Source organism: Gordonia malaquae, assembly GCF_037148075.1.
Classification (GTDB): Bacteria; Actinomycetota; Actinomycetes; order Mycobacteriales; family Mycobacteriaceae; genus Gordonia; species Gordonia malaquae.
In genome coordinates this window covers 1,031,868-1,055,537 of the sequence record NZ_JBBCUB010000001.1, presented here as the reverse complement: position 1 = coordinate 1,055,537, position 23,670 = coordinate 1,031,868, and the positions used below count along the sequence as shown (strand labels likewise).

Here is a 23,670-nt window from a genome sequence, read left to right as displayed (position 1 = left end):
TGAGCTACGAATTACGTTGTCTCACGATAGAACCCGCCGTGTCATCTCATGCGACGACCCGGAATTGTCCGAATGTCGTCAGACTGCGTCGGCACCCGGTTCGAACGCCTGCTCTAGGAGGCTGCGGCGGTAGGCCTCGAGCGCGACGAGGTCGCCGAACAGTGCGTTGTATCCGTCCGGATCACCGCCGGGCGACATCCTGCGCAGCTTCGACTTGATGTCGGCGATCTGCGAGCCCACCCACACTTCCTGGGAGCGGGCGAGAACGCTGGAGATGTAGCGCGGCACCTTGTCGTCTTCGACGGGCATCGGCTCGACGGCGAGTTCGGTGACGAGCGGAGTGAAAGCCGCGTCGTCGACGGCCTGAATCACGGCGTCCACCCAGGTGGCGCCGCCGAGTCCGCTCGCCGTCCCGCCTGCGTCGGAGATCGCCTCGCGCACACGACGGTACGAGGGGTCGCTGAAGCACTCGCCCGGCAGGGAGTCGAAGACGGTGCCCGCGATCGCCGGGTACTGCAGCGCCGCCTTGAGGGCCTCACGCTGCGCCCACAGTCGGGGATCGTTCGGCAACGGCCGGGCGGTGGGCGGCGTGGACATCGCTTCGGGTCGGACACGTCCGACGTTGCGGCCCTTCTGTCGGGCGCCGCCGCCCTTCTTCGCCATGCCTCGGACACGCACGAGGACCTGTCCGACGTCGTCCCAGCCGACCCAACCGGCGAGTTGGCGCGCGTACTCGTCTCGCAGTGCGACGTCCCGGATCCGAGAGACCACCGGGACTGCGTCACGCAGTGCGCCCACGCGGCCTTCCGCGGTGTCGAGGTCGTGATTGCGGATGAGCGCCTTGATCGCGAATTCGAACATCGGGATGCGTCGCGCGATGAGGTCGCGGACAGCACTGTCCCCCGACTCCTGGCGGAGCTCACACGGGTCCATCCCGTCGGGGGCGACGGCCACAAAGGTCTGCCCCGCGATGGCCTGCTCACCTTCGAACGCCTTCAATGCAGCAGCCTGACCTGCAGCATCGCCGTCGAACGTGTAGATCACCTCACCACGGAAGTACGAGTCGTCCATCATGAGTCGACGGATCAGGGCGAGGTGGTCCTCACCGAACGCGGTGCCACACGAGGCGACCGCAGTCTCGACACCCGCCACGTGCATCGCCATGACGTCGGTGTAACCCTCGACGATCACCACCTGGTGACCGCGCGCGATGTTCTTCTTCGCGAGGTCGAGGCCGAACAGCACCTGCGACTTCTTGTAGAGCATCGTCTCGGGCGTGTTCATGTACTTGCCGAGATTGTCGTCGTCGAAGAGCTTGCGGGCGCCGAATCCGATGACGTCGCCGCCGAGGTTGCGGATCGGCCAGAGCAGTCGACGATGGAACCGATCGATGGGCCCTTTGCGGCCCTGCTTCGAGAGGCCCGCCGCTTCGAGTTCGGAGAACGCGAAACCCTGCGCCTGGAGAGCCTTGGTCATGGTGTCCCACCCGGCGGGCGCGTATCCGCAGCCGAACTTCTCCGCGGTGGCGCCGTCGAATCCACGGCCCGTCAGGAAGTCGCGCGCGGTCTGCGCGTCGGGCGTGCGGAGCTGTTCGGCGTAGTAGCGTTGCGCGGCCGCGTTCGCGGCGACGAGGCGCGCCCTGGTGCCGCGGTCACGCGTGATCGTCGTTCCGCCGCCCTGGTAGTCGATGCGGTACCCGATGCGGTCGGCCATCTGCTCGACGGCTTCGACGAAACTGATGTGCTCCTGCTTCTGGAGGAATGTGTAGACGTCGCCGCCCTCGCCGCAGCCGAAGCAATGGAAGTGGCCGTGGTTGGGCCGAACGTGGAACGACGGCGACTTCTCGTCATGGAACGGGCACAGCCCCTTCATGCTGTCTGCGCCGGCGCGTCGGAGCGCGACGTATTCGCCGATGACGTCCTCTATCCGCGTCTGTTCGCGGATCGCGGTGATGTCGCGATCGGGGATACGTCCTGGCACGACCACCACTGTAGTCGTCGTGGCGGTCGTGCCTCTTGGGTCACTCCTCTTCGACGACCTTCGCGCCGTCTGCGGCGCGCTGAACGGCTTCGGTCCCCTTGATCGCGCCGTCCTTCGATGCGTACGGCTGGCTCGTCGCGACCACCTCACCGTTTCCGGCGACGAGGTTGAAGTAGTACTTGCCGCCCGCGTTCTTCTTGATCTTGAACGTTCCTGCCATGACCGGTGTCCCTTCGTGATCGTGCGGACCGCACGGAACGGCGGACCTACCGTTGATCGTGCCTCGAAATCAGCATCCGCGCACGTCAGAGTGCCTTTAGTCCGTTCTGTCGTACCCCGGGTTTACAGTTCCACCAGATCGAACACATGAGTGATTCGTCGCCGACGGACCGCGGAACCGAAGGAGTGAACATGTGTGAATGGGACCCCCGCTGCAGCGGGTCGGACGATCTGGTCGGACACGCGCTCGCCCTCATCGCCGCCGGGTCATGGGCGGTCACGGGCGTGTACGGCGACGACTCGGCGCCGGCGATCGCGTACACCACCGGGCTCACCGAGCTCGGCCGCCCCGAGCTCGTCATCACCGGTGTCGCACCGGAACACGCGGGCCCGGTCCTCAATGAGGCCGCCGCACTCATCGTCGCGCGGCCCGACTTCGGCTCGGGCTCCACCCTGGCCGGCCTGTCGAGCGCGCCGGGGTCGGATTTCACCGCGATCGACGTGATCGACACGTCGCCGCTCCGAGTCACGGCGCTGCTGTTCGGACGCGGGTTCCAGGCGGTTCAACTCGTGTGGTCGGACATGAGCCACCGACTTCCGTGGGATCGCGGGTACGCCCTCGCGCCGGACGATCAGCCGTTGCTGGGCGTCGCGATGAACGCCGCCTAGAGTCGCGCGCCAGTGTCATTTCGACGATTCGCGGAGGAGGAGCCAGACGAGGTAGAGGCCGCCGAGCGTGACAGTGACGGCGCCCACCGGCGGGTGGACGTCGCCGAGGAAGTGTTGGGCCGCCAGGTCGCCGATCGCGAGCACTGCGGCGCCCACCAGTGCCGACCCGATCAGGCTCAACGATGGCCGGCCGAGGAGCCGTTTCGCGATCTGCGGCGCGGCGAGCGAGACGAATCCGATCGGGCCGGCCACCGCGGTGACGATGGCGGTGAAGACCACGCCGACGACCACCATCACGAGCTTGGTCCGTTCCACCCGCACGCCGAGCGACGCGGCAGTGTCCTCGCCCAGGTCGAGGGCCCGGGTGAGGAAAGCCAGCCGAGGCAGGCTCAGCGCCATCACTGATGCGACGCAGGCGGTGATGATGAGAGGAGTCCACGTCATTCCGTTGAGCGAGCCCGCACCCCAGATCGCGGCGCGCATCGACTCGTCGAGGTCCGCGCGCACACTGAACCAATGATTGAAGGAGGACAGCACCGCGCTCACGGCGATGCCGACGATGATCAACCGGAAACCCGCCAGGCCCTGCCGATAAGCGAGGAAGAACACGGCGAGCGCCGCCGCGAGGCTGCCGACGACCGCGCCCACGGCGAGCTCACCGAAACCGGAGCCGCCGATCATGAGCACCACAATCACGCCCGTGTACGCGCCCGAGTTCAGTCCGATGACGTCCGGGCTGCCCAGCGCGTTGCGGGTCAACGATTGGAACAGCGCACCACTGACACCGAGGCACGCGCCGAAGAGCACCGCCGCGAACGCGCGCGGCGCACGTCGTTCGTAGACGAACACCTGCTTCTTCGACGCGTCGGGGCCGAGCAGATCAACCAGGTCGGTCATCGTCAGGCCCGACCGGCCGAGGGACAACGACAGGAGAACACAACCGATGATGATCGAGATGAGTAGGAGTCCGACGATCACCGATCGTCTATGCACGGTCATCGGACCGCCTTCCGTCGGACCAGCCAGATCAGAATCGGTGCACCGATGAGCGGCGTGATCACACCGACCTGCAGTTCCGCGGGCCACAGGACGAGTCGTCCGACGATGTCGGCGGACAGCAGCAGAATGGGTCCGGCCACAGCCGAGTACAGGATCACCCACCGCTGATCAACACCCGCGACGAGGCGAACCGCGTGCGGGATCATGAGCCCGACGAATGCGATCGGCCCGGCAGCGGCAGTGGCTGCGCCACACAGGAGGACGAGCGAGACAAGCCCCATCACCTGTGTGGTGCGGACTCGGACACCGACGCCACGCGCGACATCGTCCCCCAAAGCAAGGGCGTTGAGTGACCGCGAACCGATCACCGCGAGAGCCAGACCGGCGATGACGAACGGGGCGATGAAGCCCGCCGTCCCCGGCGGGCGATCCGCGATGGTCCCGACTCCCCAGAATCGGACGTGCTCGAAGCGGGCGGGATTCACCAACGACAAGCTCATGCTCATGCCGTTGAACACCGCCGTCATCGCGACGCCCACGAGAGTGAGCCTCAGCGGCGTCACCCCGCCCGGCCCGCGCGCCGCGATGGCAGTGACCAATACGGCCGCGATCACCGAACCGAGGAGCGCCAGCCAGATGAACTCCGAGATCTGCGTGAGGCCCAGGTAGGCGACGCCGAGCGCAACAGCGAGCCCTGCGCCGGCGTTGACTCCGAGGATTCCGGGATCGGCGAGCGGATTGCGGCTCACCGCCTGCATCAACGCACCGGCCACACCGAGTCCCGCACCGACCATCACGCCGATCGCCGTTCTCGGAACGCGGACATCACGCACAGTGATGTGGTCAATGCTGCCGTTGTAGGAGGTCAGCGCGTCCCACACCGTCGACGGCGGGAGCAGCGCCGAGCCCACTGCGACGCTCGCGACACACACCGCTGCGAGGAGTGCGAGGGCTGCGATGAACCAGATGACCCGGTGTCGCCCGACGGCTCGAACGTACCGCCGCGTTTCGACCGCTGTCGGATCGCCGGTCACGTCGTGGCGGTGAGCGTGACTGCGTCCACTCCCCAACCGAGCGCGACTGTGTCGGCGATTCTCCACCCGGCGGCTTCTGCGACCGTCGACAGCCGGTCCGCGTTTCGCGGTGACTCCCCGACCGCTGCGAGGTGGATCAGCGCCTCCTCGAGTTCGCCGGTGCCGAGGGCGTCGGCCGATGTCGACTCGATCAGGAGCACGGATGACGCACGTCCGGAGGCCGAACGCAACAACGTTACCGCTTCCTGGTCGTTGAGATGACTGAGCGCATCGACTCCGACAAGAAGGTCGACGGGAGGCCCGTCGACGAGCGGGCAGTCGGAGTACTCGTGATCACCAGTCGACGACGCACGCAGCGCATCGACCTCGGCGCTGGTTCCGATGATCGTCGTTCGGGCGCCGTCGACGCGCCCAGCGGCCTGCAGTCCGTCGGCGACGACGGCTGCGCCGGGTCCGCAGAACGCGATCGTCTTCTGATCAGCGAACGCCGTCAGGGCGGCGACGGCCGGCATGAGGAACACTCGGCCGCTGCTCTCGTCGATCAGTTCCGCGAAATCCGCGGACGACGACTGTACGTGAGCGGCGAAGGTCTGGCCGGTTGTCGTCTCCCACGCCGACCGACCGGTCGGCAACGCCTCGGCGAGATCCTTCAGTGCCAGGATCTTGTCCGCTTCCGCGCCGTCGAACACCTCCGCTTCATGGGGGTCGGTGAGCAGCGTGTCGCCGACCTCGCCGAGTACGAGACGGCCGTTGTCCTCTGCCAACACGCCGCACGCGAGAAGGACCTCGACCAGTGGATCGATGCGGCCCTCGGGAAGTACCAGATGCGCGGCAAGCGCTGCGCGGTGCGGGTGGTGGGCGTCGACCAGCTCGAGCAGTCCGAGCCGCAGTGCTGCACGGACCGCGAACCAGGTGACTGGGGATTCGACGAGTTCGAGCCGATTGACGGCAACTGCGGACTCGTCTGACGAGGGCAGCGCTTCGGGTTCCCGTCGGTGCCAGTAGCCCGTGATGTCGACATGGTCCTTGGGGACGGCGAGCTCGCGCGCGACGTACTTGCGGACAGCGAGAAGCGACCGACTCTCCGCCGCGGCCCACACGTACGCCACACCCGGGGGCGGTGTCACCGCACGAACGGCGGCGACGAGGGCGTCTCGATCACCGGGTGCAGCGACCACCCAGGTGATGGTGTCGTCGGGCCCCAGGGGCAGTTCGCGTCGCGCGGAATCGTCGGCGATCGTGAGGACGATGCGGGCCGGGCCCGCGATCGGCCGGTCGAGGAGGAATCGTTCAACAGCGGGTTGGGCGGTCTCGTCTCCCGCGAGCAGGGCCCACTCCGCGTCGGCCGGAACCACGGTCGACGACTTCGGGCCGACGATCCAGAGCTCGTCGCCCGGAGCAGCGGCGCACGCCCAGGTCTCCGCGGGTCCGCGATCTTTGCCATCTGAGTGAACGACGAAGTCGAACGCCATCGATCCGCCCTCCACATCGACGTGAACCGGCGTGTAGTCGCGGGTCAGCCGATGCTCGGACACACCCCATTCGATTCCCAGCTCCCGCTGTGCGGGCAGCGCATCGGCGATGTCGCCCTCCGCGGTGAAGATCAGTTTGACGTGATCGTCGAACGCCTCGCTGGTGAAGGCCGGAAGCGAGAGTCCGTCACGGTCGAAACAGCCCAGCTCCGGACCGCCGAGCGTCACCCTCCGCATGCGGTCGGTGACATCACCGACGTCGAGAACGGTCAGTCGCCGCAGGATGATGGGCAGGGGCGTGATCCGGAGCTTGGCCATGATTCCTCTACTTCTACTTCTTGAACTTCGTCTCGATGATGTCGAGCAGTTCCATAGCTTCGTCGAAGTCGCTGCGCTGCACCCAGTAGGGCAGGTCGAAGGCCTGATTGTTCGTGAACGAAGGCAGCGCCGACCAGATCGGCTGCTTGCGCATGTCGGCGACCGTGGTCACGTCGGCGTTGAACCCGGCCTGGAACAGGGTCGGCTGTGTCAGGACCTGACCGACCTGCTCGGTGGAGAGCTCAAAACTGTCACCGCCTGCGGTGTAGGGCTTGAATCGGCCGGTTGCGAACAGCGGCGCGGGACGGAAGCCCACCTTCGCGAACTCCTTCGGCAGACCGCGGTCCTCGATCAGCACGAACGCACGTCCGTCGGCCAGCATCGACAGGAACACCGACTCCCCCGCGGGCACGGTGATGTTGTTCTTGACCTCGGCGATCCGGGCGTCGTACGCCGACACCGCGTCGCGATACACCTCGGGCTTGCCGAACACCTTGTCCGCGAGGAACTCGTACTGTCCCTGCCAGTCGGTGAGATCCCCGCTGACGATGACCGTGGGTGCGATCTTCGAGAGTTCGGCATATGCGGTGGTCGCATGCTTCAGCGGGAATCCGAGACCGCCGGCGACGATGAGGTCGGGATCCTGCTCGAGGATCGCTTCCATGTCGAAGCCGTCTGCACTCCAGGGCAGCAAGGCGGTTCCCTGCTCGGTGGCCTTGTCGGCCCACTGCTTGGCGAATTCACCCTTCTCGTCGGTCGCCTGGGTCGTCACGCCGACGACCGGGACATCGAGGTCGTACAGGTAACCTGCGAGAGCGTAGTTGAGGACCACCACGCGCTTGGGCGCCGCCGGGATCTCGACGCTTCCTTGGTCGGTGGCGACGGTTCGCTTCTCACCCGACGAACTGTCGTCAGAGCTCGACGAGCAGGCCGAGATCGCCAGAGCGAGCACTGCCAGCACTGCGGCGAGCACCGCGGGAATCGCGCGAGGTTTACGCATGAGGACCTTCTTCTCGAGTCTCGGGCGCGGGGTCGGGTAGGCATGACGAACCCCGCGCCGTATCATTAGGCAACCCTAAGCTAAACCCTCGATCGGTCTCCACTGATCCCAACCCGACACGATTTGGAGACGGACCGGACACGACGGACCTTCAGGAGGCTGACGATGGACCACGTGCCAGGCCGGTTGGCGACGCTCGTCCCCGAGAACTCGATCAGATTCCTCGGTCACCCGACGCACAGTCACCCCGAGCCCCATCTGGTGTATGTGAGTGCCGGGTCGGCACGCCTGGAGATCGACGGAGAACAGGTCGTCCTCGGTCCGCAGGAGTCGGTGTGGCTCGCCCCCGACGTCCCTCATGCCGCACGCTACGCACCGGGCAGCCTCGTCCTCGGCCCGCTGCTGTCCCCCACGACGATCCCGCCCGAACGCGTCCACCGGCTCGGAGTGAGGCCGTCGATCACCACGGTGATGACCGCCCTACTCGGGGCGGCGCCGAGCACCGCTGCCGAGGTGTCCGTGTTCCGGGAAGCACTCGACAACGTCCTCACCACTCTCGGCGGACCCTATTTCGCACTTCCGTCGCCGACCCATCCGGTCGCCGCGACCGTGGCCCGGGAGATAGGACTCTCGACAGAACCCCTTGACGAGATCGCCGCACGCCACGGCGTCAGCACCCGCCACCTTCAACGTCTGTTCGTCGCCGAGACAGGCATCGGCCTGCACCAGTGGCGTGTGCGGTCGCGCCTGAATGTCGCGATCGATCGCCTCCGCCACGGCGCCACGATCACTCGTGCCGCACACGCCGCCGGCTACTCGACCGGGTCGGGGCTGCGGAAGGCGCTGCACCGCGAAGCGGGAGTCGACGTCGACGCCGTCCGACACGCAGGCTGAGTCAGCCGCGCGCGAGCGCAGCGGCCCGCACTGCGACGGCGTTCGCCATCAGCACGTCGGTCGACACCATTCCCGGGAAGTAGTCCGCGAGCCGAGCCCACATCGCACGCCCCTCGTCAGTGAGGCCGCCCTGCTTCAATCGGCCATGAGCCTGCAGACGCGCGACGGCCGCGAAGCACATCGACTGCATCGACAGCAGCATCCACGGATTGCCTCCGGTGTCGACGCCGTCCAGCGCTTCATTGCGCGCGGCGATCAGGTCGTACATCTCCGGCGACGAACGGCGGACGTCGCGCAGCATGGTGTTCACGTGGCGGGGAGCTTCCAGACTCACCGAGTCGGCCATCCAGTCCACCCGCCGATGGAAGGCGTCGATGGTCGCGCTGGTGCGCATGTCGAGATCGAGCACCGGTCCCGGGACGATGCGGAAGTGCTGGAACAGCATGTCGACCTGATCGCGGCTCATGGCGTCGACCGCGAGCACGTTCCGGTCGAACACCCCGGTGCGCGGGTCACTCATCCGACCCGACGCGAGAAGCCGAAGGATCTCGTCTCCGCCGCGGGTGACCAGATACGACTGCACCTCGTCGCGGTCGGGCGCGGACGGATCGGCGATCTCCGACATCGCGAGCATGCAGCCGATGTACGGATTCGGGTGCGACGCGGCGGTTCGCCCGCTCGGCGCGAACGGCAGTTCGGCGAGTCCGGAACGGATGAACATCGCCGGCACGCGGTCCGGTGACACAGGGCTGTCGGCGAGCGCCAGAAGCGACGCCGTCGGATCCGCGGTCAACAGTTCGTCGACCGGGGCTTCGGCCGGGTCGAGCAGCGGTTCGTCTGCGGGCGCACTGGTCTCCTCCGCGTGCGCTGCGTCGAGACTCATCCATTCGTTGATCAGCGGGTCCTCGACCACAACACTCGGTACGACGGTTCGGTCGCCACCGCGCACGACGGTCGCCACCGGGGCCTCGTCGGTCTCGCCGGACTCGTCGTCGATGAGCGCCACGAGCGTGCCGGACACGAGCCGCTTCGCAGCGTCGGCGACACCGCGTGTCGCGAGAGAGAACTCCGCCCCCGACCTGCCGTCGGCGTCCCATTCGCGGACGATCTCGAGGTTTCCGTCGAGCAGCGCGAACGACACGTCGACCGCGCCGGGGACGTACACGGCCAGCCTGTGATGGTCGGCGGCTGTCACGTCGAGCTCGGCCAGGCTCGTCTGCCACGCGGCGGGAACCCCGGACCGTTCGATGCGGACGAGAGCATGCGGTGGCCTGACCACCAACTCAAGCTGATCTGATCCGGCCGAGACGGTCGTGATCAGCTCGGTGACGTCCGGCGCGAAGTCGACGGTCTCGTCGACCACGCTGAGACCCTCGTCGACGGTGAACTCCGTCGTCGATTCGGTGAGGCCCTTGTCGACGGGAAGTCGCACGGCGGGTTCGTGGACCACGTCCAAGCCCTCGGCGATGTCGGCGACACGACGGAGGTCGAGGCCGTACGAGTCGCTGACGACGATCTCGTAGCGTCCCAGAAGTGGCCCTTCGACTCCGTCGAACGGGTCGGCCGAGGTCACGTAGTCTTCCGCCGCCCACGGATAGTCGACGAGCCAGTCGATCTCCCCCGCGCGCCGGACACGGACCCGCCACTCCTTGACGTCGTCGCCCTCGTGAGCAGGCAGATCGACGAGCGGTCGTTCTCCGAAGACGGGGTCGCCGTCTCGCGTGGTGACTCCGGCGAGCGGTTCCGGAAGCTCGATGCTCGGACTCTCGGCCGGACGCACCCGACGAGTCTGGCCCGCGCGTCCATCACGATGGACGGTCAGCTCGCGATGCCCCTCCAGATCGATAGTGCGCAGCAGCCACCCGTCCCACGGCCCGGTCCGGGCCTCGACGATCGGCACCGCGGCGCGGTCCGCGCCGAGAAGTTCTGCATCGTTCGGGACCAGCGCGACGACGTGTCCGGCGGGCAGAGTGCGATGACGCGACATCACACGACCGTCCGGGGCGAACAGGACAACCGGGTCGCCCGGCAGGACGACGGGAACCGAACGGCGGGCGCCGTTGTCCAGACTGACGAGGACGCACTCGCGCAGTGCCGCCGTCACCGGGATCACAGCGGCTTCATCGGCGCCGACGGCGACCTGTTCGGGAGCGTCGCCTGCCCAGACGCGCCACGTCGTGGCGGCCGCGTCGGACGGCACGATCACCGTGAGCGAGCCCTCGGCCGCGTCGTAGCGAAGTTCGGGGAATCGTGCACTGCAGAGGGCGGCCGCATCGGTGTCCCCGGAGAGGAACGCCGACCGCTCAAGACGCTCGCGCACCGCGGCGAGGATCGTCGGCGGAAGGTCGACGGTGGCAGGCGTCAATCTGTCGGCGTTCCACTCACCGGGTGAGGCGACGCTTGCGACGAGCGTCGCGCAGATCCGGGCGAGGAAGGTCGCGGCGATATCGGGCGCCTGTTCGAGCAGGACCCGGAAACCGGCCGGAAGCACGGTGTGGCGGTGGCCGAATCCAGGTTCGGTCAGGTGATCGAGAATCGCAGTCCCCGACGGCGCGCGCCCGGCGGAGACGTGTCGTTCGATCACGTCGACCAGCGCGTCGACGGTGCGCGGAGTGAGTCCGGCATGGAGGTCGAGAAGAGGCAGCAGGTCGTCGGCTCGAAGAGAGGCGACATCTCGGAGTCCTGCCTCGCGGAGCATGTCGCCGGCGAAAGCCGAGACGGCGGCGGAGAACGACTGGTCGGCATCGACGCCTATCGCCGTGAAGAAGCCATCCCAGAAGTCGTGGTCCGACTTCCGGATCGTGGCGTGTCCGACGAGAGCGGTGATGATCAGCGCCGGATGCCGGGTGATGAGCGCGATGTGTGCGCCCGCAGGCATGTCGCGCATGAGCGCGCCAAGCCTTCGCTGGGCCTCACAAAGCTCGTCGGGGGTGAAGTTCGCTTCGACGACAAGAGCGACGGGGGCGAACCGCTCGCGGATGGTGGTCTCGATATCGGCCGTCTGGGGGCTCGCCGAACCGGTCATGCGTGCGTGTCCACACCTTCTGTCGTGGCGCCTGCGGGAGGGGTGCGCGGCGCGTGCTGAGACGAGTGTCGGGCGGCACCGGGGTGCCGGGATTCCACCCGAGGCAAGGAGACAAGTTACTCCGGTGGCGGCCTCGTTCTCGAACCTCGAAGCGGTGCTGTGGGAAGGCTCACGCCGACCGCCGATTCGTGCCTGCGCGGCCCTTCTCGCACGTGTTCGACTCTGGCACAATCGAACTCGAATATGGCGGCGACGAGAGGCCCAATGATGGAGCAGTTCACTCGCGACGGGTTGACGTTCGACGTCATCGACTCGGGGCCGACCGACGGCGACGTCGTCCTTCTCCTTCACGGGTTCCCGCAGACCGGTTCCTCGTGGTCAGGCGTGTCTGCGGTGCTGAACGAGCACGGGTTCCGGACGATCGCTCCCACTCAGCGCGGCTACTCCCCCGGCGCTCGGCCGCGTGGACGACGCGCGTATCGGACCAGCGAGTTGACGGCCGACGCCGTGGCGCTCGTGGAGCAACTCGACCGCGGTCCGGTACACCTCGTCGGGCACGACTGGGGCGCCGCTGTTGCGTGGTCGTTGGCCGCGAGCCGACCTGATCTCGTCCGCTCGTTCACATCGGTCTCCGTGCCCCACCCCGGAGCGTTCATCTCGTCTATGACACGAAGCCGACAGCTGCTCCGATCGTGGTACATGTTCGCGTTTCAGGTCCCCCGACTTCCGGAGTACTTGATTCGGCGATTCCCGGATCGATTCGAGGCGAAGCTGTCCTCGGGTGGCCTCACTCCAGAGGAGGCGGCCGAGATTCGTCGGGATGTCCTTGAAACGGACGCGCTCACCGGTGGAATGAACTGGTATCGAGCCATGATGCTGGGTGCCCCGAGGGACTTGAAACGACGCGTTGCCGTCCCGACCACACACGTGTGGAGCGACGCCGACTTCGCTCTCGATCGTGCAGGCGCCGAGCTCGCCGCAGACTACGTGACCGCGGATTTCCGGCTCGAAGTGTTCGAGGGTGTGTCCCATTGGATCCCGGATCAGCGTCCGACAGAACTGGCCGACGTCATTCTCGCCCGGATCGCGAGCGTCAGCGGTTGAGCCGCCGCCTGCACTCCGCCTGAGTGTTGCTCTCGAGACACTCAGCCCACTCCCTTTGGCCGTCTCCCCAGTCGGTCTTGGGCCGCTGCCCCACGTTCACCTGCCACATGTAGTCACTGCAGATGAGCTGGGTTCCGGACGCGCGCGGTGGCTCCGCGCCAACTGCACGCCACACCTGCACCGACCACATCGACGACCGGCGTCGTCTCCGGCACCAGCGTCGTCAGCCCAGTTCCTCACGTCCATTTCTCGGCCCTTCGACGATTCGGATTGGAGCGATGAATCATCCTGATGATCACATCGTTCGTGAAAGGTACACGCGAGCGACCGGACGTCGGCCTATACCGGCACGTATTCGCGCTCACGTGCACATTTCGCGCTCTGTCAGAGCAGGACGCCCGGGTTGAGAAGCCCGGCCGGATCGAGGGCCGATTTGATGAGCTTCGTGAGGTCCATGACATCGTCGCCGACCTGATCTCGAAGCCAGCCCTTCTTGAGCCTGCCGACTCCGTGCTCGCCGGTGATGGTGCCGCCGAGCGAGATCGCGAGGTCCATGATCTGGCCGAACGCGGCGTTGGCGCGCGCCGTCTCGTCCGCATCGGACGGGTCGTGAACGATCAGCGGGTGCGTGTTGCCGTCACCCGCGTGCGCGATCACGGAGATCAGCACCCTGTTGGCAGCGGCGATCGCCTCGACGCCGTCGATGAGGTCAGGCAGTGCGGGCAGCGGCACGCCGACGTCCTCCAGCAGGAGCGCGCCGAGCCGTTCGACGGCAGGGATCGCGGCCCGACGCGCCTGGGTGAACGCCGCCGACTCGACCGGATCCGCCGTCGCGAACACCTCCCCGGCCCCGCACCGCGCGAACGCCTGCTCGATGATCGCGACTTCCGCCTCGCCTGCGGGGCCGGGCGCGTCCGATTGCGCGACGAGCAACGCCCCCGCGTTCCGGTCGAGCCCCATCTTGAGCATGTCTTCGACGGCGTTGATCGATACCGAGTCCATGAACTCGAGCATCGCCGGGCGGATCTGCGCGGTCACTGCGAGCACCGCTTCGCTCGCCGCGCGAACGCTTGAGAACGATCCGACGACGGTGCACGCGGGTGCTTGCGGCGGCAGCAGTCGCAGCGTCACCTCGGTCACGATGCCGAGCAGCCCCTCGCTTCCGACAAAGAGTTTGGTCAGCGGCAGTCCAGCCGAGTCTTTGAGCTGCTTGCCGCCGAGTCGAACCGCACGACCGTCTGCGAGGACCACCTGCAGTCCGAGCACATAGTCGGTGGTGACCCCGTACTTCACGCAGCACAGGCCACCCGCGTTGGTGGCGACGTTCCCGCCGATCGAGCAGATCTCGAACGACGAGGGATCCGGCGGATACCAGAGCCCGTTCTCTGCGGCGGCGGCCTTGACCTCGGCATTCAGCAGACCCGGTTGTGCGACGGCGGTCCGCGTGGCCGTGTCGATCGTCAGGTTCCGCATCTTCTCGGTGGAGAGCGTGACTGCGCCGTCGACCGCCGTCGACCCGCCGGACAGACTCGTGCCGGCGCCGCGGGTGATGATCGGCACGCCGTTGGCTGCGCACCAGCGGACGGTGGTCTGCACGTCCTCCGTCGTGATCGGTCTGACGAGTGCAAGCGGAGTCCCGGCATCGGGGTCGTTGGCCCGGTCGAATCGGTATGCGCCGAGTATGTCCGGGTCGGTCACCACCATCCCCGGTGCGAGCGCCTCTGCCAGTCCTGTCACATCGGTGGATCCCATGTGGCTCACCCTAGGGCGTGTGTCCTAACTCGCCGCTCGGGTTTGGCGGATCAGATGTGCGTCCGGCAAGGCGGAGGAGGGAGGGATACCGGTAGGTATCGCGACCGACGACAACGCTGCCGGACGTGCATCTGGCCGTCAAGACCGCGCGAAGCGAGTTAGGACACACGCCCCCGGTGGCGCACGCCACTGTCGCGGCCCGGGTCCGACCGCCACGCGGGACAGACCGATGGCCTTACCTGAGACGATCCTGTGATTCAATCGTTACGAACCGGATGGCAACCGGTTCGCCGAGGGGGGAGCCGCCACGCCCATCCGGGCCGCGCATCGTCTCCCAGCCGCCCGGCCGTCGAACCCGATGGCCGGAACCGAATGGAGAGTGACCACGTGAAGTTCTTGAAGAAGGCGCTTGTGAGCGTCGCAGCCGTCGCCGCGACCGCAGCGCTGATGCCCGCCGCGACGGCTGACGCCGCGCCCCGCGCCACCATCGGCGGCGGCTCCGGCATCATTGTCGGCGGCAACGCCTTGTGCACACTCACCACGATCGGTCACGATCGTGCAGGCAGGCTCGTTGGTCTGACCGCGGCACACTGCGGCAACCTGGGCGCGTCGATCCGATCTGAACGCAACCCAGGCGCGGGTGTTCTCGGAACGATCGCCACGAAGGGCGCCTCGCTCGACGTGGCCGTGATCGTCTTCAATCCCGCTCGCACCCGCGCGGTCCGACAGGTAGGCCGTGCGCGTATCACCGGCGTCGGCACGTACCCGCGCCCGTACGCGACGGTCTGCAAATCGGGCCGAACGACCGGCTACACGTGCGGCCCCACCCTCTCGAAGAGCAGGGTCGACACCATCAGTTACGTCTGCGCCGATCACGGCGACTCGGGCGGGCCGATCATCGTCGGTCGCCGCGTCGTGGGAATGCTGAACGGCGGCGTGCGCATCGCAGGCGCGGGCACCCCGTCGATCCCCTGCCTCACTCCCGCCGTCCCGATCCACAGCCCGATCGTCGCGACGAAGATGACGACGATCCTCGCAGCGCTGAACCGCACCAACTTCGCAGGTTCGGGCTTCCGCCCACTCTGACCCGCAGACGTCCGACGACCCCGCCGGTCCCGGCGGGGTCGTCGTCGTTGTTCGACTGGCAGACGGTCTGGCGGGCATACGCTGAAGTGATGCGGGCGAAGAAGATAAGCACCAACGTCACCGTCGACGACATCAACAGTGCGCGCGAGTTCTACCAGGACTTTCTCGGCTTGCAGACCGAAGAGTTCAATCTCGGCTGGGTCGCACGGTTCACCGATGTCGAGTCAGGCGCTCACGTCCAATTGGTGACACGGGATCTCACTGCGCCGGAGGATTCGGCGATGTCCGTGCACGCCGACGACGTCGACGCCGCCTATCGTGAAGCACAGCGGCGCGGCTACGAGATCGTCTACCCGGTCACCACGGAGGACTGGGGCGTCCGACGCTTCTTCGTTCGCGCTCCCGACGGGACTCTGTTGAACATCGTGCAGCACCGGGAGTGAAGAGGTGCCCGTGAGGACGGACACCCGACCGCGGCCGATACCCTGACGGGCGTGCAATTCGACGAGATCGTCGCTGTCCGACGGACCAGTGCGGCGTGGCGACTCCTGCGCGCGGACAACGCGCCGCTGGTTCTGTCGTTCCTCGGCCGGGTGTTCGTCGACGACAACGTCCGCGAGATCTCAGAGTCAGGACTGATCAGTCTCCTCGACGACGAGCTGTACTCCCTCAACAAACGACTCGGCGACGGGACGTATCCCCGAACACCGAAGGGGTATCTCGACGAGTGGTCGGCTCCGGACACCGGCTGGCTGCGGAAGTACTACGTCGTCGAGAGCGACGAACCTCATTACGACGCGACGCCGGCGGTCGAACGTGCGGTCGCCTGGGTCCGGTCGCTGGCCGATCGTGAGTTCATCGGCACCGAGTCTCGATTGAACACCGTCTTCGACCTCCTCCGACAGATCGTCTACGGCGCCAATGCCGACCCGGAGGTGCGCCTCGCCGAGCTCAGGCGCCGTCGCGCCGAGATCGACGCCGAGATAGAGGCCGTCGAGCGCGGTGAGGTCAGCGTCCTCGACGCATCGCGGCGACGGGACCGGTACCAGCAGTTCGGTGAGGTCTCGCGTGCACTCCTCTCGGACTTCCGCGAGGTCGAGGCCAACTTCCGCACGCTCGACCGACAGATGCGCGAACGCATCGCGACGTGGCGGGGCACCAAAGGCGAACTGCTCGACGAGATCGTCGGCAGCCGCACCACGATCACCGACTCTGATCAGGGCCGCAGCTTCCAGGCCTTCTACGACCTGCTGCTGTCCGCGGACCGCCTCGACGAACTCGACCAGTTGGTGCGTGAGGCACAGTCCATCGACACCGTCACCGATGCGCGCCTGACCAACATCCACCATGATTGGCTCGACGCCGGGACGCGCGCACAGACGACCGTCCGGCGCTTGTCGGAGCAACTTCGTCGGTTCCTCGACGACCAAGCCTGGCTGGAGAACCGCCGCGTGATGGATCTGCTGCGGAGCATCGAGGCGACCTCGTACACGGTCCGCGATCAGCGCATCGACGACTTCACACACGAGATCGACTCGCCGTCTCCCGGCGTCCACCTGCCGATGGAACGGCCGTTGTTCCGCCCGACCGCGAGCCTCGAGGTCGATTCCGACGGCATCGAGGACGGCGAGTCCGACGGTGACGCCGACGCGCTGTTCGAGCAGATCCACATCGACCCGGCTCCACTCATCGACGGAGTCCGTCGTGCTCTTCGACGAACCACGCAGGTCACCTTGGCCGATGTGCTCGCGGTGACGCCGCTGACGCAGGGACTCGCCGAGCTGATCACGTACCTGTCACTCACCGACGACAGCTTCACCAAGATCTTCGACGACACCTCCACCGAGTCGGTCACATGGACCGACGACGACGGCGATGCTCGGACCGCCCGCGTCCCCCGCGTCATCTACACCCATAACCGATCATCGAACGATTCGCCCAGCTCATCGAGCACCTCCCCCCGGTCATCGAGCGCAGTCGAGATGGAGACCCCATGAGCCGCACCGTCCCACGAGACGAGCTGAATCTGTCGCTCGCAGTCACGTCGTTGATGAAGGGCGTTGTCTACCGCGACTCGGGGCAGACCACATGGCAGCACGTGGTCGGCCTCGCCGCCCAGGTCAGCGACTATGTCGCCACACTTGGGCTCTCGGTCGTGATCGACGAGGCCGAGGGCTACGCGTTCCTCCGTTCTCGCAGTGACGACGAGCTCGCCGACCTCGGCATCCCCCGTCTCGTCGCGCGTCATCAGCTGCCGCTGCACACGTCTCTGCTGTTGGCATTGCTGCGTAAGCGTCTTGCCGAGTACGACACCACCGACGCGGGCAGCCGTTTGGTCCTCACCGGCGATCAACTCCGTGAACTCCTTGCACCGTTCTTCCCTGCGACCACCAACGAGGCACGCACGACGGACCAGACCGACACCGCGATCCGTCGTGTCGCCGAGCTCGGATTCCTGCGGCGCATGCCGGGTCAGGACGGCGAGTACGAGGTGCGTCGTGTCATCAAGGCGTACGTCGACGCGCAGTGGCTGGCCGACTTCGACACCCACCTGGCCGAGTACGCCGCGATCGCCGGAGAGGAAACACGATGACCGGCCTGTTCTCCGCCACCGAACTGCAGTCGACCGAGTCCGCGAGGTCCGGTTTCCGACTCCAGAGGTTCCAGGTTCTCAACTGGGGAACCTTCGACCAGCGGGTCTGGACACTCGAGTTGGACGGCGAGAACGGCCTGCTCACCGGAGACATCGGCTCGGGCAAGTCGACTCTCGTCGACGCCTTGACCACCCTGCTCATGCCGGCGCACCGCGTCGCCTACAACAAGGCGGCAGGCGCCGAGTCGCGCGAACGCGACCTGCGGTCGTACGTGCTCGGCTACTACAAATCCGAGCGCAACGAGGGCAGCGGGGCATCGCGTCCGGTCGCGTTGCGCGGCATGTCGAACTACTCGGTGATCCTCGGAGTGTTCGCCAACGAGGGATACGACGAGACCGTCACTCTCGCGCAGGTCTTCTCGATGCGGCACGACAGCGGACAACCCGAGCGGTTCTTCACGGTCACCGACCGCGCTCTCGACATCTCCGCCGATTTCGCCGACTTCGGCACCGACCTCCGAGCGCTCCGGAAGCGGCTCGCCGCGGGCGGCACCCGCATCCACGAGCACTTCCCCGAGTACGGGCGCGACTACCGTCGTTCGCTCGCCGTCCGCTCCGAGCAGGCGATGGAGTTGTTCCATCAGACGGTGTCGATGAAGGCGGTCGGCAATCTCAACGACTTCGTCCGCGACCACATGCTGGAGCCGTTCGACTCGAGCGGCTGGGTCGACACGATGGTCGCTCATTTCGAGGATCTGACCGCGGCACACGACGCGGTGGTCCTGGCCCGGCGTCAGCTCGACGAACTCACGCCGATGCTCGCCGACCATGACAGGTACACCAGCCACATCGCGATGTCGGAGGAGTTGAAGGAACGTCGTTCGGCCCTCCGCTACTACTTCGCGCAGCGTCGTGTGGACCTGCTCGGGGACGGCCTCGACACCTACAACCGCGACCTCGCGGCGACGCGCAGCGCGTTGGACGCCACCGAGCGCGACCTCGCCGACCTTCGGATCAGCGTGCGGGAGCTCGAATTCCAGCAGGCCGGTCTCGGCGGAAACGACATCGCGACGCTCGAAGCACAGATCGCGGACGCACAGCGTCAACGCGAGGAGCGGGCCGCCGCGTTCGAGCGGTACTCCGCACTTCTCGACGACTCCGGCCTCGGCCCCGTCGAAGATCGTGGACAGTTCGATCACCGTCGGTCGGAGGCGTCCGCCGCGATCGACGAACTCGACACTGAGGTCGCGGACGTCGCCAACGCCATCACCGAGCTGGTCGTCGATCGTCGTCAGCTCGACGGCGAAGGGCGGCGCGTCGCAGGCGAGATCGCCAGCCTGCGTGGACGGACCAGCAACATTCCCGAGCGCAATCTGCGGATGCGCGACATGATCTGCACCGGTGTCGGCGTCGGGCACGACGACCTGCCATTTGTCGGCGAACTGATCGGGGTCCGCGCCGACGAGAGCCGATGGGAGGGCGCCGCCGAACGAGTGCTGCGCGGATTCGGCCTCTCCCTGCTGGTGTCGACGGAACTGTACGACGCGGTGTCGAGCTGGATCGATGCGAATCATCTCGGTGGTCGTCTCGTGTACTTCAAAGTTCCCGAGCGCATGCAGGCAAAGGGTGCCGCGACTCCCCCGCCGAACGCCCTCGTGCACAAACTCGACATCAAAGAGGGACCGTTCTACGCCTGGTTGGAACGGCGACTCTTCGAACGTGCGCGGCATGTGTGCGCGGACTCGCTCGACGAATTCCGATCCGCTGAATACGCGGTCACCGTCAGCGGTCAGGTTCGCTCCGGCGGCGGCCGTCACGAGAAGGACGACTCGCGTCGGGTCGATGATCACCGCGACTATGTGCTCGGTTGGAGCAACGAGCAGAAGGTGAACGCGCTGTTCACCGCCGGACAGCGAGTCCAGGAGGAGCTCAATCGAATCAACTCGGAGATCACCGAGCTCGAAGACAGCCGACGCCGCTCGATGGACCGGCGCAATGCACTCACCGGGCTCGACGCCTATCCGACGTTCGACGCCGTCGACTGGATGTCCGTCGCGTCCCGGATCGCCGACCTGACGCGCCGGAAGTCCGACCTGGAGCACTCGTCGGACGAGTTGGTCGAGATCACCGAGACGATCGCATCCACCCGCGAGCAGTTGTCAGCGGTAGACGCGACTCGCGACGGCCTCCGCGACAAGGTGTCGCGTCTGGAGATGGCGCGCACTCAGGCCGAGCAGTCCAGGGACACAGCACGCATCACCGTCGAAGAGCCCAGCTTCGGGGACGCCTCGACCCACTTCGACGCGATCAGCGCAGCGGTCGACGACTACCGCGCCAAGGTCGACGGCGGAACAGACACCGAGCTGACCGTCGACGAATGCGGAGAGTTGGAGACTGCGCTCGGCGAGTCGTTGACCGATGCGTCCGAGCAGCACACGTCACGCGCCGGGACCTACCAGACTCGCGTCGTGAATCGGATGTCCGAGTTCAATCGAAGCCATCCGGTGCTGACCACCGAGTTCGACGCGGACATCAAATCGGCCGACGAGTACCGCGAACTGCATCGTCGACTGTCCGAGGACGATCTGCCTCGCTTCGAGGACGAGTTCAAGAACTACTTGAACACCAATGCGATCCGTGACATCGCGATCTTCGCCGCCAAGCTGAACAAGGAAGTGCATCTCATCCACTCGAAGATCGACACGATCAACGAGTCGCTGTCGGGCATCGAGTACAACCCCGGGCGCTACATCCGTCTCGAGGCGAACCCGACCACATCGCAGGAGATCCGTGATTTCCGCGCCGATCTGCGTCGATGCAGCGACGGCGAGATGGAGATCGGCACCGAGGAGGAGCAGTACAGCGAGGAGAAGTTCCTCCTCGTCAAAGCCATCGTTGAACGATTCCGCGGTCGCGAGGGCTTCGCCGATAGCGATCGCCGATGGACCGAACTGGTGACCGATGTCCGGAATTGGGTGAGCTTCGCGGCGTCGGAGCGGTACGTCGACGACGACGCCGAGTACGAGAATTACACCGACTCCGACGGCAAGTCCGGAGGTCAGAAGGAGAAGCTGGCCTACACGATCCTCGCGGCCTCCCTCGCGTACCAGTTCGACTTGAAGTGGGGCGCGACGTGCTCACGGGACTTCCGGTTCGTCGTGATCGACGAAGCGTTCGGTCGCGGGTCGGACGATTCGGCCCGCTACGCGCTGACCCTGTTCGCGAAGCTCGGATTGCAGCTGTTGATCGTCACGCCGCTCACGAAGATCTACACGATCGAACCGTTCGTGTCGGCGGTCGGCTACGTCGAGAATCGCGGCGGCAACTACTCCCAGCTCCAATGTCTGACGATCGAGCAGTACCGCGAATCGCGGCGATCCCGCGAGTCGTAGGCGCGGACGCAGCGCTCAGTGTTCGCGCTGCGTCACTCCGAGGCGGTCGCATGCCGCTTCGTACACGGCGACCACCTCGCGTCGGACGGCCGGACGATCGTCGATGGGGCCGCCGGGCCACGGGACCCGGAGTTCACTGACGACGCCGGCACGGGTGACGTCCCAGACACCGCCGTCACCGTCGAATCCAGTCATCACCGCGGCGGTCGGTTCAGCCGCGTCGACGGCGCCGAAGGCACGCGCGATGAGCAGATTGTCGTCGGTGTGATCATCGTTCATATGACGGAGAACCGCGGCGATCACGGCGTCGTCGAATTCGTGGGGCACGCCGTAGACCCTACTACTCGAATCGCCCCTGCTCGCCGCGCGAAGCCCCCGTTCGCTCACCTCACCGACAGTCCGCTCACTCCTTCGTGGGGCCGTCTTCGGTGGGTGGAGCCGTCGGGATTGTCAGTCCTCCGCGCTACGGTGACGCCATGAACTCGACAACCGCCGTGATCGGCGTCCCCGTCGCAGGCGTCGTCCAACTGTGGACCGACGCGCCGAGCATCTGGCAGGTCGACCACTTCGACGGACTCGCTTCACTGGTCGGCACCGGGCAGATCACGCGCACCGAGATCGCGCCGCGCCGGTTTCGGGAAGTCGGCCTGCTCGACGAAGAGGCTGGGACGCTGACCGTCGGCGACGCCACCTTCACTCTCACTCCCGCAGATGCATTCGACGGCGACTTCTGGGATTCGCTGAACGCGTCAGTCACGCGCATCGCAACAGACGCGTTCGGACGAGCTGAGATCATCGTGACCGAACGCGGTGGGTGGGAAACGTCCGAAACCGAATACTGCCTCGCCGGTGCGCTCATCAACGACGGACAGCCGATCGTCCTCATCGAGACCGCTCCCACGCCCACCGACAACGACTTCTGGCCGCCATCGGACGACCCGGTCGGACAGACTGTGACCGCTCCCCCGTCCGACGAGTCGCTGCCGGGCATCGGTGTGCTCACTATGGCGGCGGTGAACGGCTGGGGCGTCGCTCCGTGGGACGTCGCCGTCTCCTACCTGGTTCCTGACCGCGAGACGACTGACGAGAACTGACGGAAGGGATCGAGCATGACTTCATTGACTGGCGAGGTGCTGGACCGCGCGCGTGGTGCGCTCATCGGTGGCGCAGTCGGCGACGCACTCGGAGTGCCGTACGAGTTCAGCCTGCGTCTTGCATCTACCGGAGTGCCGATCATGCGTGGTGGTGGCCTCGGAGACTTCGCTCCCGGCGAGTGGAGCGACGACACGTCTATGGCCATGGGAGTCGCGATGGCGGGTGTCCGACATCGCACTTTCGCCTCTCAGGCCGCGCTCGACGACGTCGCCGCGGGGTTTCTCGACTGGTTCGAGTCGAACCCGCCGGACGTCGGCAATCAGACGCGGAAGGTCCTCGGCAGCGTCCATCGCGGAACGTCCGACACCGGGCTGTCGACGAGAACACTCGACGCATCACGTGACTTCGCGCAGACTGCTGAGCACACTGGCGGAAACGGAGCCCTGATGCGGACGACACCCGTTGCGCTCGCTCACCTGGACGATCGGAACGCACTGGCGGACGCAGCCCAGAACGTCGCTCGGCTGACCCACTTCGACGACGAGGCCGCCGACAGTTGTGTGCTGTGGTGCGAGGCGATCCGGGTCGCCGTGGTCGACGCTCGAATCGACGTCTACGCCGGTCTCGATCTGATCGACGTGAAGCGCCGAGACGAGTGGCACACCATACTCGACGAGGCCCGCGACCAGCACCCGAACACCTTCACGCCGAACGGTTACACAGTCACCGCGCTCCAGGCTGCAGCGTCGTCCGTCCTTCACGCCCCAGGGGACGGTGCAGATCACGTCCGAGACGGCCTGTTCACAGCGATCCGGATCGGCGACGACACCGACACCGTCGCCGCGATCGCCGGCGGCCTTCTCGGCGCGCGGTGGGGACGATCCGCGATCAGCGAGCAGTGGCAGGCGGACATACACGGTTGGCCGGTCCGATCCGGTGCACCTGCGCGAGTGGCTGACCTGGTGACGCTCGCCGACGGCCTTGTCGACGCCTGATTCGCGTCGTATGATCGATTGACCGCGTCGGTCGGACTCTACG

At 66.5% G+C, this 23,670-nt stretch carries 19 protein-coding genes; 10 read left to right on the top strand and 9 right to left on the bottom strand.

What is annotated here, in order from left to right; all coding sequences use genetic code 11:
• Nucleotides 1-78: 78 nt before the first annotated feature.
• Complete coding sequence (dnaG, locus tag WFK36_RS05195) at nucleotides 79-1,980, bottom strand: DNA primase (RefSeq protein ID WP_336790283.1); 1,902 nt, start codon at nucleotides 1,978-1,980, stop codon at nucleotides 79-81.
• A 40-nt stretch (nucleotides 1,981-2,020) separates the two neighbouring features.
• Nucleotides 2,021-2,200, bottom strand: a complete 180-nt coding sequence (locus WFK36_RS05190; protein WP_008380216.1) for a YegP family protein — start codon at nucleotides 2,198-2,200, stop codon at nucleotides 2,021-2,023.
• Nucleotides 2,201-2,391: 191 nt separating this feature from the next.
• Between WFK36_RS05190 and WFK36_RS05185 the strand changes: the two genes are divergently transcribed.
• The gene (locus tag WFK36_RS05185) at nucleotides 2,392-2,868 is read left to right on the top strand and encodes a DUF4262 domain-containing protein (protein ID WP_336790280.1); all 477 of its coding nucleotides are present in this window, start codon (nucleotides 2,392-2,394) and stop codon (nucleotides 2,866-2,868) included.
• 15 nt (nucleotides 2,869-2,883) lie between these two features.
• Here the strand turns inward: WFK36_RS05185 and WFK36_RS05180 are convergent, their stop codons facing one another.
• The 4 genes from WFK36_RS05180 to WFK36_RS05165 are packed head-to-tail and all read right to left on the bottom strand — an operon-like array spanning nucleotide 2,884 to nucleotide 7,691.
• The gene (locus WFK36_RS05180) at nucleotides 2,884-3,867 is read right to left on the bottom strand and encodes a FecCD family ABC transporter permease (protein WP_336790278.1); all 984 of its coding nucleotides are present in this window, start codon (nucleotides 3,865-3,867) and stop codon (nucleotides 2,884-2,886) included.
• On the bottom strand, nucleotides 3,864-4,901 hold the full coding sequence (locus WFK36_RS05175) for a FecCD family ABC transporter permease (RefSeq protein WP_336790276.1): 1,038 nt from the start codon (nucleotides 4,899-4,901) through the stop codon (nucleotides 3,864-3,866). The genes WFK36_RS05180 and WFK36_RS05175 overlap by 4 nt, the downstream gene beginning before the upstream one ends.
• Entirely contained in the window at nucleotides 4,898-6,691 is a 1,794-nt protein-coding gene (locus WFK36_RS05170) for a siderophore-interacting protein (RefSeq protein WP_336790274.1), read from the bottom strand. The genes WFK36_RS05175 and WFK36_RS05170 overlap by 4 nt, the downstream gene beginning before the upstream one ends.
• A gap of 13 nt (nucleotides 6,692-6,704) precedes the next feature.
• On the bottom strand, nucleotides 6,705-7,691 hold the full coding sequence (locus WFK36_RS05165) for an ABC transporter substrate-binding protein (protein WP_336790272.1): 987 nt from the start codon (nucleotides 7,689-7,691) through the stop codon (nucleotides 6,705-6,707).
• A gap of 165 nt (nucleotides 7,692-7,856) precedes the next feature.
• On the opposite strand from WFK36_RS05165, the gene WFK36_RS05160 reads away from it, so the two are divergent.
• On the top strand, nucleotides 7,857-8,585 hold the full coding sequence (locus tag WFK36_RS05160) for a helix-turn-helix domain-containing protein (RefSeq protein WP_336790270.1): 729 nt from the start codon (nucleotides 7,857-7,859) through the stop codon (nucleotides 8,583-8,585).
• Between the two features lies 1 nt (nucleotide 8,586).
• Here WFK36_RS05160 and WFK36_RS05155 read toward each other — a convergent pair whose 3' ends face one another.
• The gene (locus WFK36_RS05155) at nucleotides 8,587-11,610 is read right to left on the bottom strand and encodes a hypothetical protein (protein WP_336790268.1); all 3,024 of its coding nucleotides are present in this window, start codon (nucleotides 11,608-11,610) and stop codon (nucleotides 8,587-8,589) included.
• Nucleotides 11,611-11,877: 267 nt separating this feature from the next.
• Between WFK36_RS05155 and WFK36_RS05150 the strand changes: the two genes are divergently transcribed.
• Nucleotides 11,878-12,714 (top strand): alpha/beta fold hydrolase, encoded by an 837-nt coding sequence (locus WFK36_RS05150; protein WP_336790973.1) that lies wholly within the window; start codon nucleotides 11,878-11,880, stop codon nucleotides 12,712-12,714.
• A 384-nt stretch (nucleotides 12,715-13,098) separates the two neighbouring features.
• Here the strand turns inward: WFK36_RS05150 and WFK36_RS05145 are convergent, their stop codons facing one another.
• Nucleotides 13,099-14,466 carry an FAD-binding oxidoreductase gene (locus tag WFK36_RS05145; protein ID WP_336790266.1) on the bottom strand — a complete coding sequence of 456 codons (1,368 nt, stop codon included), beginning with the start codon at nucleotides 14,464-14,466 and terminating at the stop codon, nucleotides 13,099-13,101.
• A 387-nt stretch (nucleotides 14,467-14,853) separates the two neighbouring features.
• Here WFK36_RS05145 and WFK36_RS05140 point away from each other — a divergent pair, with 387 nt between their 5' ends.
• The 5 genes from WFK36_RS05140 to WFK36_RS05120 all read left to right on the top strand — a co-directional run bounded on the left by WFK36_RS05140 (nucleotide 14,854) and on the right by WFK36_RS05120 (nucleotide 21,537).
• Nucleotides 14,854-15,552, top strand: a complete 699-nt coding sequence (locus WFK36_RS05140; protein WP_008380233.1) for a chymotrypsin family serine protease — start codon at nucleotides 14,854-14,856, stop codon at nucleotides 15,550-15,552.
• An 89-nt stretch (nucleotides 15,553-15,641) separates the two neighbouring features.
• The gene (locus WFK36_RS05135) at nucleotides 15,642-15,995 is read left to right on the top strand and encodes a VOC family protein (RefSeq protein ID WP_008380235.1); all 354 of its coding nucleotides are present in this window, start codon (nucleotides 15,642-15,644) and stop codon (nucleotides 15,993-15,995) included.
• 51 nt (nucleotides 15,996-16,046) lie between these two features.
• Nucleotides 16,047-17,549: a DUF3375 domain-containing protein gene (locus WFK36_RS05130; RefSeq protein ID WP_336790262.1), complete on the top strand. Its 1,503-nt coding sequence runs from the start codon at nucleotides 16,047-16,049 to the stop codon at nucleotides 17,547-17,549.
• Nucleotides 17,546-18,145 carry a DUF4194 domain-containing protein gene (locus tag WFK36_RS05125; RefSeq protein WP_336790260.1) on the top strand — a complete coding sequence of 200 codons (600 nt, stop codon included), beginning with the start codon at nucleotides 17,546-17,548 and terminating at the stop codon, nucleotides 18,143-18,145. Before WFK36_RS05130 ends, WFK36_RS05125 begins: the two co-directional genes overlap by 4 nt.
• Nucleotides 18,142-21,537: an ATP-binding protein gene (locus WFK36_RS05120; protein ID WP_336790258.1), complete on the top strand. Its 3,396-nt coding sequence runs from the start codon at nucleotides 18,142-18,144 to the stop codon at nucleotides 21,535-21,537. The genes WFK36_RS05125 and WFK36_RS05120 overlap by 4 nt, the downstream gene beginning before the upstream one ends.
• A gap of 15 nt (nucleotides 21,538-21,552) precedes the next feature.
• Here the strand turns inward: WFK36_RS05120 and WFK36_RS05115 are convergent, their stop codons facing one another.
• Entirely contained in the window at nucleotides 21,553-21,864 is a 312-nt protein-coding gene (locus WFK36_RS05115; RefSeq protein ID WP_336790256.1) for a DUF2470 domain-containing protein, read from the bottom strand.
• Between the two features lie 149 nt (nucleotides 21,865-22,013).
• On the opposite strand from WFK36_RS05115, the gene WFK36_RS05110 reads away from it, so the two are divergent.
• On the top strand, nucleotides 22,014-22,631 hold the full coding sequence (locus WFK36_RS05110; RefSeq protein ID WP_336790254.1) for a hypothetical protein: 618 nt from the start codon (nucleotides 22,014-22,016) through the stop codon (nucleotides 22,629-22,631).
• A gap of 15 nt (nucleotides 22,632-22,646) precedes the next feature.
• Nucleotides 22,647-23,627: an ADP-ribosylglycohydrolase family protein gene (locus WFK36_RS05105; RefSeq protein WP_336790252.1), complete on the top strand. Its 981-nt coding sequence runs from the start codon at nucleotides 22,647-22,649 to the stop codon at nucleotides 23,625-23,627.
• Nucleotides 23,628-23,670: the final 43 nt, after the last annotated feature.